This window comes from Janthinobacterium sp. SUN176, from assembly GCF_030587335.1.
Taxonomy (GTDB): Bacteria; Pseudomonadota; Gammaproteobacteria; order Burkholderiales; family Burkholderiaceae_D; genus Janthinobacterium; species Janthinobacterium kumbetense.
In genome coordinates this window covers 179,626-193,828 of record NZ_JAPWIA010000003.1, presented here as the reverse complement: position 1 = coordinate 193,828, position 14,203 = coordinate 179,626, and the positions used below count along the sequence as shown (strand labels likewise).

Genomic DNA, 14,203 nt, shown 5'->3' with positions numbered 1-14,203 from the left:
CCGGGCCGGCCTCAGGCGGTGGCGCCGAAGATGGCTTGCCACAGGCGCATGACGTGGTCCGCATGCACGCGCACTCTTTCCGGTTCCACGCGGGCCAGGTCCTGTCCTTGCAGGCGCAGCTGGTGCTGCAGCTTGCGCAGCGCGCGGTAGGCGTCGGCCACCAGGGCGGCCAGCTGGGCGTCGATCAACCCCAGTTCGCCGCACAGGCGCAGCAGGGCGATATTGCCCGAGTTGGCCGTCAGCTGCGGGTACTGCGCCGCATGCTGGAGCACCAGGTATTGCACCATGAACTCGATGTCGATCATGCCGCCCGGATCTTGTTTCAGATCAAAGTTACCGGGGCGGGGCGGGTGGGCGTCCAGCATCTTCTTGCGCATGGCCACCACTTCGCCCTTGAGGGGGCCGTTTTCCGGCCTTTCCTTGCGCAAGATCGTGTCGCGGATGCGCTCGAAATGCTTGCCGATGCCGACATCGCCGGCGCAGAAGCGCGCGCGCGTGAGCGCCTGGTGTTCCCACACCCAGGCCGCGCTGCCCTGGTAGCGCTCGAAGGCTTGCACGCTGGAAACCAGCATGCCCGAGGCGCCGTCGGGACGCAGGGCGATGTCGATATCGAACAAAATGCCGGCCGAGGTGTGCGAGGTCATCCAGGTAATGAAGCGCTGCGCCAGCTTGGCGTACAGGCCGGGCGCTTCCTGGTCGTCGTCGTCGAAGAGGAAGATGACGTCGAGGTCCGAGACATAGCCCAGCTCCTTGCCGCCCAGCTTGCCGTACGCGATGACGGCGAATTTCGGCACCTCGCGGTGGCGCGTGGGCAAGGTTTGCCAGACGGCTTGCACGGTGGCGGCGACGATGATGTCGGCCAGCTGGGACAGGTAATCGGCCAGCTTCTCCACGCTCAGGTCGCCCGCCAGGTCTTGCGCCAGGCACTGGAACAGCTGCGCGTGGTGTGTTTCGCGCAGGATATCCATCTGCCGCTCCGTGTCGCCGGGCGCGTCGTCGAGTTGGCGTTGCAAGTCCAGCGCCAGCGCGGCCGGGTCAGGCACCGTATTGCGGATGCGCTCGTCCAGCAGCTCGTCGAGCAGGATCGGGTGCTGCGTGAGGAAGGTGGCGGCCCAGCCGCTGGCGCACACCATGCGCACGACGCGCTCGAGCGTATGCGGGTATTCCGTCAGCAGCGACAGATAGGCCGAGCGGCGCGCGATCGCCTCCAGGAAATCGAGCAGGCGGCCCAGGGTGGCCAGCTGGCTGGCGTTGCCGTTGGACACGGAGCAATCGGTGATCAGGGGCAGGGCTGAATTGACGAGGGCCACTAAACGCGTGCGGCTCGCCTCGGGCAAGGATTGCAGCCGCGGCGCTTGCCACGTGGCCAGCAGGCGGCGCGCGCAGGCGGCCGGTTCATGGAAACCCAGGGCGGCGAAGCGCGCCTCGATGGCTTCCTGCTGATCCGAGGCGGCGCAGTCGTTCGACGTTTGCGGGTCGATGCCCGTGTCGGCCGGCGGCGTGCCGCTGCTCTTGTCGCTGAACATTTCGTCAAATTGACCGGCGACAAACACGCGGTGCGCTTCCAGCTGGGCCAGCAGGGTGGGCGTGTCGGGCAATCCCATCATCTGCGCCACGGTGAGGCGGTCGGCCTCGTTCGCGGGCAGGGTATGGGTTTGCGCATCGTCAAGATACTGCAGCCGGTGTTCCAGGTTGCGCAGGAAAGTGTAGGAACCCAGCAATTGTTCTACGATGGCCGGTTCCAATAGCCCCTTGTCCGCCACCGTACGCAGGGTGGCGCGCGTGGAACGTTCGCGCAGCTCGGCGTCGCGCCCGCCCCGTATCAACTGAAACACTTGCGCGAGGAATTCGATTTCGCGGATGCCGCCACGGCCCAGCTTGACGTTGTTGCTGCGGTCCGGGTGCAGCCGCTCCTGGCGGTTGACCTCGGCGCGGATCTGGCCGTGCATGGTGCGGATGGCATCGATGACGCCGAAATCGAGGTAGCGGCGGAAGACGAAGGGGCGCACGATGGCGTCGAGCGAGGCGATGTCTTCCGGCTTGCCCGTCACGGCGCGCGCCTTGACCCAGGCGTAGCGCTCCCATTCGCGCCCTTGCACGATCAGGTACTGTTCCACCATGCCCAGGCTGGCGGCCAGCGGGCCGGAATTGCCGTTCGGACGCAGGGCCATATCCACACGGAAAGTAAAACCGTCTTGCGTGATCTCGGCCAGGGCGGCGATCAGTTTCTTGCCCATGCGAATGAAAAACTCGTGGTTGGACAGGCTGCGCTGGCCCGGCAAGGTGACTTGCGTATCGCCATCTTCCGGGTAGACAAAGATCAGGTCGATGTCCGACGAGACGTTCAGCTCGCCGCCGCCCTGCTTGCCCATCGCCAGTACCATCAAGGCTTGTTCCTCGCCCGATTCCTCGCCGACGGGCATGCCGTGCAGGGCCACCATCTCGGCCATGATGGCGTCCACATGCGTGCGGATGGCGAAATCGGCAAAACCCGTCATGGCGGTGACGACTTCGTTCAAGTCGGCCTGGCCGCCAAGATCGCGCGCGATCAGGCCGCAGACGAGCAGGTTGCGCAGGCGGCGCATGGCCCGTTCGGGCGGCAGCGGCGGCGTGGCGGCGTTCGCCTGAGCGGCCAGCTCGGCGGCAAAGTCGAGCCCGTCCAGCGGCGCGCGCACCAGTTGCGCCACCTGCGCGGCGCGCTCGGGGGCGGCGTCCAGCCAGCGCTGGTAGAAACGGGAGGCGGAAATCAAAGGCTGTGTGCTCATGGTATCGGTAAGGGTCTCGTGGATGCTGCGTGCATGTTCTTGTTTAACTTGGCTGCGAACGGCGGGGGATGCGGTAAAATTGTGCCGCTGGCCGTATACCGCCGGTAGTGCGTGCTCTTCCGGACGATGGTAAGGGAGGCTTTGCTCAGACGCAAGCGCAAGGATGCAGGCGCGCACCACGAATGCAGACGATTTTTGCCATTATTTGACGCCGGGCCAGTTTATTAGCTTATTGATGCAAAAACCGCCAGAAGCAAGCGTGACAGAACATGTGCCATTGGCCCTGCGCTGGCAGAGGCTGCGTGCCGCCTATCGCATGGCCAACCTGGCCACCCACCATGTATTGGGTTTTACCATCAAACTGGTGCTGCTGGCGTATTTCGCCTTCGCCGTGCTGTTTTTATTCCTGCGCTACGCCATCTTGCCGAATATCGATTATTACAAAGGCGATATCGAGCGGGCGGCCAGCCGCGCGCTGGGCAACCCTGTCAGCATCGCGCGCATTTATGCTTCCTGGCATGGCGTGCGGCCAAATCTCTTCCTCGGCGACGTGACCCTGCGCGACCAGGCGGGGCGCCAGGCGCTGAGCCTGCCGAGCATTTCGGCGACCGTGTCATGGTGGAGCGTGCTCGGTTCCGTGCGCTTCACTACCCTGGAAATCACGCGGCCCGACCTGGACGTGCGGCGCAGCATGGATGGCAAGCTGTATGTGGCCGGCGTGCTCGTCGACAGCAGCCAGGGCAGCGACGGCAAGGGCGCCGACTGGCTGCTGTCGCAGCATGACATCATCATTCGCGACGGCAAGGTGCGCTGGACGGACGAAGCGCGCGGCACGCCGGAGCTGGCTTTAACCCAGGTCAACTTGCTGCTGCGCAACCGCTGGCGCAGCCACCGGCTGGGCTTGCAGGCCACGCCGCCCGCCAGCCTGGCCGCGCCCATCGATGTGCGTGCTCACTTCACGCATCCGCCTTTCAGCACGCGCATCTCGGATGTATCGATGTGGAAGGGCGAGCTGTATGCGGACCTGAAAAACGCCGACTTGGCCGCCTGGCGCCGCTACCTCGATTACCCGTTCGAGCTGAGCCAGGGCAAGGGTGCCTTGCGCGCCTGGTTGAGCCTGGATCACGCGCGCCTGGCCGGCTTCACGGCCGACGTGGGCTTGACGGATGTGCAGGCGCAGCTGGGCGAGCATATCGCCCCGCTCGACTTGCTGTCGGTCAGCGGGCGCATTTCGGCAAAAGAAGAGCTGTCGGCGCAGGTGCCGGACGGCAAGCCCACCTTTGGCGCGAATGGCCATCAGGTGGAGTTGACGAATTTCGCGGTGGAAACCCGCGACGGCCTCAGCCTGCCACCCACGACCCTGTCAGAGCGTTTCATTGCCGCCACCAAGCGCAAGCCGGCGCGCACGGAAATCACGGCCAAGTCGCTCGATTTGCAAACCCTGGCCGCGCTGGCCGACAAGCTGCCGCTGGGCGAGCAGCAGCGCCAGCGCCTGGACGCCCTGGCGCCGCGCGGGCGTTTGCAGGATTTCTCGGCACAATGGGAAGGCGAGATGGCGACACCGGCCAGCTACCGTTTGCGCGGCAAGCTCATCGACCTGGGCCTGAATGCGCAGCCGGCGCGCCTGGCCGTGGCGAAGACGGCGAGCAGCCCCGCGCAGGCGGCCGCACCGGCCATTCCCGGCTTCGACAAACTCAGCGGCACCATCGACGCCAACGACAAGGGCGGCAGCATCGCTATCGATGCGCAGGATCTGGTGCTGCAGTTTCCATCGTACCTGAGCGAACCGGCCATGCCGTTCGAACAATTCGCCATGCAGGCGCGCTGGACGTTCGAAGCGGAGAATATGCTGCAAGTCGAGCTGGACAAGCTCGACTTCAATCAGCAAGGCTTGCGCGTCGCCTTGCAAGGCACGCACCGCATGCCGCTCGACGGCAAGAACCTGGGCCAGGTCGACCTGACGGGCACGATAGACAATTTCCAGATCAACACCATCGGCCGCTACCTGCCGCTGCAAACGCCCGAGCACCTGCGCCACTGGCTGACGGGGGCGCTGGAAGGTGGCGTGGCGCGCGATGTCAGCCTGCGCCTGCGCGGCGAACTCGAGCATTTCCCCTTCAAGGCCGACACCCCGGTCCAGCGCAATCGGGGCGATTTCCGCGTGGCGGGCAAGCTCGAGAATGGCACCCTGAACTACGCGCCCGGCGAATTTGCGGAAAGCGGCCCGCTGGCAGGCAAGGCGCCCCTGTGGCCGCAGGCGGACAAGATCAAGGGCAGTTTCGTGTTTGAACGGGCGCGTATGGAAATCCGCGGCGACACGGCCATCACGGGCGGCGTGGCCTTGACGAATGTCAAAGCCGTGATCCCCGACCTGACCGTGTTCGACACCTTGCTCGACATTGAAGGCAACGCGGCCGGCCCCATGCAGGAATTTCTCAAGTACGTGACGGCCAGCCCCGTGCTGGGCTGGATCGAGCATTTCACGGATGAAACGACGGCGACGGGCAACGCCAGGCTGGCCCTCAAATTGCACTTGCCGATCGAGCGCATGCTCGAATCGACCGTGCAGGGCAGCTTGCAGCTGGCGGGCAACGACGTGGTGCTGTTCCACGACATGCCGCCCGTACTGGGTACGCAGGGCAAGATCGAATTCAATGAAAAGGGCGTCAACCTGAACGGCTTGAACGGCAGCTTGCTTGGCGGGCCGCTGGCCATCTCGGGCGGCACGCAGGCGGACAGTTCCATCCAGGTCAAGATTGCCGGCAACATGACCATCGACGGCTTGCGCAAGACGTATCCGGCGCCCGTGCTGCAGCGCCTGGCGAAACATTTGAATGGCGGCGCGCGCTACAGCGGCTTGATCACGGCGCGCGATCACCAGGTGGTGGTCAATGTCGAATCGCCGCTGACGGGCCTGGGCCTGGATTTCCCCGCCCCCCTGAAAAAGCCGGCCGGCGACAGCCTGCCCGTGAAATTCACCTTGACGGGCAATGCGGCCAACGGCGCGGGCCTGCGCACGGACGATATCCGCATCGCGCTGGGATCCGGCATTGCCGCGCGTTACCAGCGCCAGAAGCAGGGCAAGGACGCCTGGCGCCTGGTGCGCGGCGGCATCGGCGTGAACGTGCCGGCGCCGGAACCGGACAGCGGCATGATGTTCAACGTCAACATGAAAACCCTGGACGTGGACAGCTGGATCGCCGCCGGCAGCGAGATCGCCGGCAGCGGCTCGGCATCCGCCGACAGCGGCGCCGCCGACGATGCCCCCGATATCGCGCAATACGTGGTGCCGGACATGATGGCCGCCCGTGCCAGCGAACTGATGCTGGGCGAGCGCAAGCTGGAAAACGTGGTCGTGGGCGCCACGCACCAGAAGGATGTGTGGCAAGCTAATATTGATGCAAAACAAGTGTCAGGCTATGTGACCTGGCTGGAAACGCCGTCCGGCCTGGGCAAGATGACGGCGCGCCTGTCGTCGCTGATCATTCCGGAGTCGGCCGCCAACGATGTGAAGAATTTGCTGGAGGGAAAGAACGGCGCCCAGTCGATTCCCTCGCTCGATATCGTCGCCGAGCAATTTGAACTGTTCAACAAGAAGATCGGCCGGCTGGAGTTGCAGGCCTATAACACCATGGCGGCGGGCGGGCGCGAGTGGCGCGTGGGTAAGCTGCAACTGTCGAATCCCGATGGCGCCCTGAGCGGCAATGGCAAATGGGTGATCAAGGATGGGCAAAGCACGACCAGCCTGCGTTTCGGCCTCGATATCGTCGATGCGGGCAAGCTGCTCGACCGCTTCGGCTTTGCCGACACGGTGCGCCGCGGCAAGGGCCGCCTGAGCGGCGACATCGCCTGGAACGGCTTGCCGTATTCGCTCGACATCCCCACCTTGTCGGGGCAGATCGAGATGAACGTGGAATCGGGCCAGTTCCTCAAGCAGGATCCGGGCGCGGCCAAGCTGTTGGGCGTGCTCAGCCTGCAAGCCTTGCCCCGCTTGCTGAAACTCGATTTCCACGACGTGTTTTCCGAAGGCCTGGCCTTCGACGGCATCACGGCCAACGCCAGCATCAAGCGCGGCGTGGTGAGCACCGATAACCTCAAGATGCATGGCGTGGCGGCAACCGTGCTGATGGATGGCACGGCCGATATCGCCAATGAAACGACGAATTTGCACGTGGTGGTGATCCCGGAATTCAACCTGGGCACGGGGCCGCTCGTGTACGCGCTGGCCGTCAACCCCGTCATCGGCCTGGGCAGTTTCCTGGCGCAATTGTTCCTGCGCGCGCCCGTGATGAAGGCGCTCACTTACCATATGCAGATCGCCGGGCCGTGGAAAGCGCCCGTCGTGACCAAGCTCGATGGTGGTAAATTGGACCCTGTCGCCGTGCCTGCCGCCGCAGCGGCGGAGGCCGTGGCGAAATAGGCGCGGCGTTCGAATGGAGAAGAGGTGGCAATGATGCATACAGTCGCAGCAGTACAAATGATTTCCTCGCCTTCCGTGGAAGACAACCTGGCCACGGCGCGCCGCCTGGTGGCGCAGGCCGCCGCCGGTGGCGCGCAACTGGTGGTGCTGCCCGAGTACTGGGCCATCATGGGCAAGCAGGAAACGGACAAGCTGGCCCATGCGGAACAGCCCGGCAGCGGCCCCATCCAGGATGGCATGGCGCAGATGGCGCGCCAACACGGCATCTGGCTGATCGGCGGCACCTTGCCCCTGATTTCCGGCGAGGAGGGCAAGGTCCTCAACACCACGCTGGTGTATGACCCGCAAGGCGAACCGGCTGGCCGCTACGACAAGATCCACCTGTTCGGTTTTACGCGCGGCGCCGAGTCGTACAACGAATCGCGCACCATCGTGCCGGGCGCGCAGGTGCGCTCGATCGAGACGCCGTTTGGCCGGGTCGGCTTGTCCATCTGCTATGACTTGCGCTTTCCCGAACTCTACCGCGCCATGGGCGATTGCGCGCTGATTGTCGTGCCGGCCGCGTTTACCCATACGACGGGCAGCGCCCACTGGGAGGTGCTGCTGCGCGCGCGCGCCATCGAAAACCAGTGCTATGTGCTGGCCTCGGCGCAGGGCGGCTTGCATCCGAACGGCCGCCGCACGTGGGGCCACAGCATGCTGATCGACCCGTGGGGCGAAGTGAAAGCCGTGTTACCCGAAGGCGAGGGCGTGGTGAGCGGCGAGATCGACCTGGTGTTTTTGGCCGGCGTGCGCGAATCCTTGCCAGCCCTGGCGCACCGCACTATGTGAGGGTACCTGACATAAGCTACTGCGCGTCGCGCTTTGCGGCCTGCGATGCTCACCGTGCTCAAGCACGGCTGCGCTTCTCGGCCACAAATCACTGCCGCTCGCTACGCTTCTGTCAGGTACTGAGAATGAGTTGAATATAATTAGCGAGTGCAAAGTTATGAAGCCATTTGAACCCAATCTGTCCAGCCTGGCCGTGGCGCGCGATATCCTGTTGACGCCGTTCGGCCTGGACGAGGACAAGCTGTTGAAAGCCCTGGGCACGATGTTTACGCACAAGGTCGACTATGCCGATCTGTATTTCCAGTCGACCAAGAGCGAAGGCTGGAGCCTGGAAGAGGGCATCGTCAAGACGGGCAGTTTTTCCATCGACCAGGGCGTGGGCGTGCGCGCCGTGTCCGGCGACAAGACGGCGTTTGCGTATTCCGACGACATTTCCGAGCGTGCCCTGCTGGAAGCGGCCGCGGCCACGCGCACGATTGCGCGCGCCGGCGCCGGCAGGATCAAGATCGCGGGCCAGATGCAGCCGCAGGGCGGACGGTCCTTGTACCTGCCCAACGATCCGCTCGCCTCGCTGGACGCCACGGCCAAGGTGCAATTGCTCGAACGCGTGGAAAAGATGGCGCGGGCGAAAGATCCCAGGGTCGTGCAAGTGATGGCGGGCCTGGCCGGCGAATATGACGTGGTGCTGGTGCTGCGCAGCGACGGCGTGCTGGCGGCCGACATCCGCCCGCTGGTGCGGGTGTCGCTGACGGTGATCGCGGAACAGAATGGCCGCCGCGAAACGGGTTCGGCAGGCGGCGGCGGGCGTTACAGCTATGACTATTTCAGCGATGCCGTACTGGAACAATACGCGGCGGACGCCGTCAATTCGGCCCTGGTGAACCTGGAAGCGCGTCCCGCGCCCGCCGGCCCCATGACCATCGTGCTGGGCCCGGGCTGGCCCGGCATCCTGTTGCACGAAGCCATCGGCCATGGCCTGGAAGGCGATTTCAACCGCAAGGGTTCGTCTGCGTTTTCCGGGTGCATCGGCGAGCGCGTGGCCGCCAAGGGCGTCACCGTGGTCGACGACGGCACCCTGGCTGGCCGGCGCGGCTCGTTGAATATCGATGACGAGGGCAACCCCACGCAGTGCACGACCCTGATCGAGGATGGCATCCTGAAGGGTTATATCCAGGACACCATGAATGCGCGCCTGATGAAGATGCCCGTGACGGGCAATGCGCGCCGCGAATCGTTCGCCCACCTGCCCATGCCGCGCATGACGAATACGTACATGCTGGGCGGCGACAAGGACCCGGGCGAAATCCTCGCCTCCGTCAAAAACGGTCTGTATGCCGTCAACTTCGGCGGCGGCCAGGTCGACATCACGAATGGCAAGTTCGTCTTTTCGGCCAGCGAAGCGTACGTGATTGAAAATGGCAAGCTCAGCTACCCGGTGAAGGGCGCGACCCTGATCGGCAATGGCCCGGACGTGCTCAACCGCGTTTCCATGATCGGCAACGACATGCGCCTCGATTCCGGCGTGGGCGTGTGCGGCAAGGAAGGGCAGAGCGTCCCCGTGGGCGTGGGACAGCCGACCTTGCGCCTGGACGGCATTACCGTCGGCGGCACGGCTTAGATCGCCATTTCAGGAACCTACTGCGCAGCCCACTCTTGAGTTTGCGTTGCTCGCTGTACCTGAAGTACAGCTGCGCTACTCAACCCAATATTGGGCTTGCTCGCTACGGTTCCTGAAACGCCTGATACGTTGAAAATATGACGAAATTCAGAACTTGTACTTCACCCCCGCACTGATGAAGCGTCCCGCCGCGCCCGCGTAGTCGAGCGGGTTGTAGCCCGTGGCGCCATACGTGAGCGGATCGAGCGGGGCGATCTTGTCGAACAGGTTTTGTATGGTCGCAAACACTTCCAGCTTGGGCGTGGCCAGCCAGCGGGCCGTCAGGTCCACCGTGGTGAACGAGGCGATGCGGCAGCCGCGCGGCGCGTCCGTGCCGTCGGCGAAGTGCGTGGCGCAGCCGTCCGGGTCATTCTTGAACAGCAGGTTATCGAGCGGTGCGCGGTAGTTGACGTTGGCCGTGACGCGCCAGTTCTGGCGTTCCCAGGTGGCGCCCAGGTTGATGCGGTCGTCCGGCGTGCCCATGCAGTTGGACACGTCGCAATTGCCATGCGTGCCGGCAAAATCGCGCTGCGTGCCGTCTTGTTCCGTGCGCAGCCATTTGTACAGATGCGTCCACTTCAAGTCGAAGGTCAGGTTGCCATAGTCGCTGCCCAGGCTGAAGCGCTGGCGCGCGTCGATATCGATGCCGCGCACCGTCGTTTGCGCCGAATTCACATAGTTGGCCAGCACGGCCGTGATAGCGCCCGGATCGCCGGCGATGCCGGTGGCCGTCGACGGGTCGCGCGCCACATGGCCTTCGGCGATGGCCGTATCCGTTTGCTCCTGGTTGATTTCATTCTTGCGGCGGATTTGCCACAGGTCGACGGAAATACTGGTGCGCGGCAACGGGTCCCACACGGCGCCCACGGAATAGCTGCGCGAACGTTCGGGCGACAGCTTCGGATTGGGCGAGGTGATGACGGCGATGGAAGCCGGATCGCAGGCCGCTTCCACGCCCAGTGCGCAGCGCAGCGGATCGCTGGCGGTGGAGAACGCGGCCAGGCCGCCGACGCCGTTTTCCGCCGCGCTGGGGGCGCGGAAGCCCTTGGCGAAGGTGCCGCGCAGGGCCAGTTGGCGCACGGGCGTCCATTTCACGCCCACTTTCGGCGTATAGGAATTGCCCACGTCGGTAAAATGGTCGGCGCGCAGGGCGCCCGACAGTTCCACGCTCTTCAGCACGGGCGCCAGCACCTCGGCATAGATGGCAGACGCGTTGCGGCTGCCCTTGTAGGCGGAATAGCCGAGACCAATGATATTGCCCCGTTCCGTGCCCGTGGTGGGCTTGAGTTCCGTCGATTCGTGGCGGAATTCCGCGCCCACGGCCACGCCCAGGCCGCCGCCGTCCAGCTTGGCCACCTCGCGGCTGGCCTTGAAGTCGATCTGCGCGATATGCGTTTTGGCGTCGTTCGAGATGCGCGGCGACAGGGCCGCGTACAGCTCGCGCGAATTGAGGCCCGCGTTTTCCGCGATGCGCCACAGGCTGCCGGCCGGCAGGGCCGCATACGCGGGGTTCAGGCTGGCCCGCTCCACATTGGCGGCGCTCGGGTTGAGCAGGGAGAAGGCGACGTCGCGCTGCAGGTAGCCGTCCAGGTCGTTCGACACCTTGTTCTGCGAGTACAGCAAGGCGCTGTCGATATCCCAGCCCGCCACGCTGCCCTTGATGCCGGCGACAAAGCGCATGAAGGTGGATGTGACTTCCGACAGGCGCGGCCCCACGTCGGCCGCCAGGTAGCGCAGCCGCGCCGCCGTGCCGAAATACGGATTGTCCGGGTGGGCGGCGCCCAGCGACACGCCCGCATTGCTGACGGGGCCGCCCGGATAGCCGACCGAGCCGCTGACCGTCGAGGGCGTGGTGGCCGAGTGCGATTCGCTGTGATACAGATTCAGCTCGGCATACGTCTGCAGCTCCGGCGTCAGTTGCCAGGCGCCGCGGCCGAAGAAATTGATGTTCTTTTGCTTGGGCTGGATCTGGCCATATTGCTGCGCGGCATCGGTCAGGCAGCCGCCGCCCGGATCGCCCTGCGGGTGAGTCGTGAAATTGCCGCAGGCGGCGCCGGGGAAGGTGCGCGTAAAGCCCGCGCCAGCGAGGTTGCCGCGGTTGTAGTAGTCGAGCGTGTCGGGATTGCGCACATTGCCGTTGACGGCGCTGCCGGCCGCATTGTTGGTGGTGATGGCGCCCGCGCCGCTGAGGGTTTCCTGCGCGCTGAAGCCCAGGTCGCGCAAGTCGCTGCGGCCGACGGCGCCCCGCCCGGCCCGGTCGCGGTTCCAGATGGCGGCCTTTTCGCTGTACTCGAGGTTCAGCAGCACGTTGTAGCGGTCAGTGTCGATGTCGCCGAAGCCGTGCGTGATGGCGGCGCGCGCGTCGCGCCCGTCCCACTCCTTCGTCTTGCCGTAATTGCCCTTGATGGCCGTGCCCTGGTAGTCGCGCCGCAGGATCACGTTGACGACGCCGGCGATGGCGTCCGAACCATAGATGGCCGAGGCGCCATCCTTGAGGATTTCCACCCGTTCCACGGCTTCCAGGGGAATGATGTTCAGGTCGGCAAACACCTTCTGCCCGTCGTCGGCCAGGCCATATGGCGCGACGCGGCGGCCATTCAGCAGCACCAAGGTCGAGGCCGTACCCAGGCCCCGCAGCGACACGCCGGAGGCGCCGGCGGCAAAGCCGTTGCCGAAGGTGGTGGGGACGGAGCCCTGGTTGTCGACGGCCAGGGTCTGCAGCAGTTCGGCCACGCTGGACTTGCCCGATTTTTCAATGTCGGCCGCGCTCAGGGTTTGCACGGCCGACGCCGTTTCCGCCTGCGCGCGGCGGATGTTCGAGCCGGTGATTTCCACGCGCGCAATCGGCGCGGCGTCCTGCGCCAGGACGGGTAGGCTCAGCAGTGCACTGGCCAGTGCCAGGCCCAGTCTGGGTGGTGAAAAGGCAGCGAAATGCAAGGATGGTGTAGGGATCATGCGGTTCTCCGGAAAGGTCAGGCAGTCAAAGGTCGTCGATACGTCCTTGAGTTTTGTCCGTGCGGCGACGCCGGGACTAGACCTGGATCAAGGAGTGCACCGCTTGTCGTCGATAGAATGGCTGGCGTGGCGTGGTTGCCACGACGGGCACAACGGTGGTGCCGGGGATGCAGAGTCGCGGCGAGATTCTCAGCGCGCAACTTTTTATGCTTTTTTGCGGGTTATGCAGTGTAAAACGGCAGCGGCATGCGGCTTTGCCGACAAATATGCTTGCCAACCCTTGCAATTTAGGTTTATAGTCGTTCATCACTTACGGATGACTCGCATGTTCGCTCGCCACTTTTTTACCGCTTATTTTTACTTTAGCAATTCCAACCCAAAGGCGGTGGAGTAGCGGTCGGTTCACGTAGCAGCAAAACGAGATCCCAGCAAATTCTAAAAAACCGCCACCGATGGCGGTTTTTTTTTACCCAGATGTTTTACCCTTCCTTAAATTTTGGAGAAAATGATGCCCCGCACCGATGATTTGCGCATTCGCGAAATGAAGGAACTGACCCCGCCGTCCCACCTGATCCGCGAATTTGCCTGCTCGGAGCAAGCCGAACAGACTGCCGCCAGCGCCCGCATTGCCCTGCACCGTATCCTGCATGGCCAGGACGACCGCCTGATGGTGGTGATCGGGCCTTGCTCCATCCACGATACCAAGGCGGCGATGGAATATGCGCGCCTGCTGGTCAAGGAGCGCGCGCGTTTCGCGGCCGAACTGGAAATCGTCATGCGCGTCTACTTCGAGAAGCCGCGCACCACGGTGGGCTGGAAGGGCCTGATCAACGACCCGTACATGGACAACAGCTTCCGCATCAACGACGGCTTGCGCATGGCGCGCGAACTGTTGCGCGATATCAATGAGCTGGGCTTGCCGGCCGGCACGGAGTTCCTCGACGTGATCAGCCCGCAATACATCGCCGACCTGATCAGCTGGGGCGCCATCGGCGCGCGCACGACGGAGTCGCAGGTGCACCGCGAGCTGGCGTCGGGATTGTCCTGTCCGGTCGGCTTCAAGAATGGCACGGACGGCAATGTGAAAATCGCCGTGGAAGCCATCAAGGCCGCCTCGCAGCCGCACCATTTCCTGTCCGTCACGAAGGGCGGCCACTCGGCCATCGTTTCGACCAACGGCAACGAGGATTGCCACATCATCTTGCGCGGCGGAAAAACCCCGAACTATGACGCGGCCAGCGTGGACGAGGCGTGCAAGGCGATCGCCGCGCAAGGCCTGGCGGCGCGCCTGATGATCGACGCCTCGCATGCGAACAGCTCGAAAAAACCGGAAAACCAGATCCCCGTGTGCGCCGACATCGCCAGCCAGGTGGCCGGCGGCGATGGCCGCATCGTCGGCGTGATGGTGGAGTCGCACCTGGTGGCGGGCCGCCAGGATTTGATTCCGGGCAAGGAACTGATCTATGGCCAGTCCGTCACGGATGGCTGCATCGACTGGAGCGCCAGCGTGGCCGTGCTGGAAAACCTGGCGGCGGCCGTCAGGCAGCGCCGCCTGCAGGGCGACGCGGAATAAGG

At 64.4% G+C, this 14,203-nt stretch carries 6 protein-coding genes; 4 read left to right on the top strand and 2 right to left on the bottom strand.

Going from position 1 to position 14,203, the window contains the following annotated elements; translation table 11 throughout:
• Positions 1-11: 11 nt before the first annotated feature.
• On the bottom strand, positions 12-2,765 hold the full coding sequence (gene glnE / locus O3299_RS22155; protein ID WP_370385306.1) for a bifunctional [glutamate--ammonia ligase]-adenylyl-L-tyrosine phosphorylase/[glutamate--ammonia-ligase] adenylyltransferase: 2,754 nt from the start codon (positions 2,763-2,765) through the stop codon (positions 12-14).
• Between the two features lie 259 nt (positions 2,766-3,024).
• On the opposite strand from glnE, the gene O3299_RS22150 reads away from it, so the two are divergent.
• The 3 genes from O3299_RS22150 to tldD all read left to right on the top strand — a co-directional run bounded on the left by O3299_RS22150 (position 3,025) and on the right by tldD (position 9,634).
• Positions 3,025-7,185: a YhdP family protein gene (locus tag O3299_RS22150; protein ID WP_370385305.1), complete on the top strand. Its 4,161-nt coding sequence runs from the start codon at positions 3,025-3,027 to the stop codon at positions 7,183-7,185.
• Positions 7,186-7,215: 30 nt separating this feature from the next.
• Positions 7,216-8,016, top strand: a complete 801-nt coding sequence (locus tag O3299_RS22145) for a carbon-nitrogen hydrolase family protein (RefSeq protein ID WP_285817117.1) — start codon at positions 7,216-7,218, stop codon at positions 8,014-8,016.
• Between the two features lie 157 nt (positions 8,017-8,173).
• On the top strand, positions 8,174-9,634 hold the full coding sequence (gene tldD / locus O3299_RS22140) for a metalloprotease TldD (protein WP_305063222.1): 1,461 nt from the start codon (positions 8,174-8,176) through the stop codon (positions 9,632-9,634).
• Between the two features lie 147 nt (positions 9,635-9,781).
• Here tldD and O3299_RS22135 read toward each other — a convergent pair whose 3' ends face one another.
• Entirely contained in the window at positions 9,782-12,628 is a 2,847-nt protein-coding gene (locus O3299_RS22135; protein WP_305063221.1) for a TonB-dependent receptor, read from the bottom strand.
• A 508-nt stretch (positions 12,629-13,136) separates the two neighbouring features.
• Between O3299_RS22135 and aroG the strand changes: the two genes are divergently transcribed.
• Positions 13,137-14,201 carry a 3-deoxy-7-phosphoheptulonate synthase AroG gene (aroG, locus tag O3299_RS22130; RefSeq protein ID WP_305063220.1) on the top strand — a complete coding sequence of 355 codons (1,065 nt, stop codon included), beginning with the start codon at positions 13,137-13,139 and terminating at the stop codon, positions 14,199-14,201.
• The last annotated feature ends 2 nt before the right edge of the window (positions 14,202-14,203 follow it).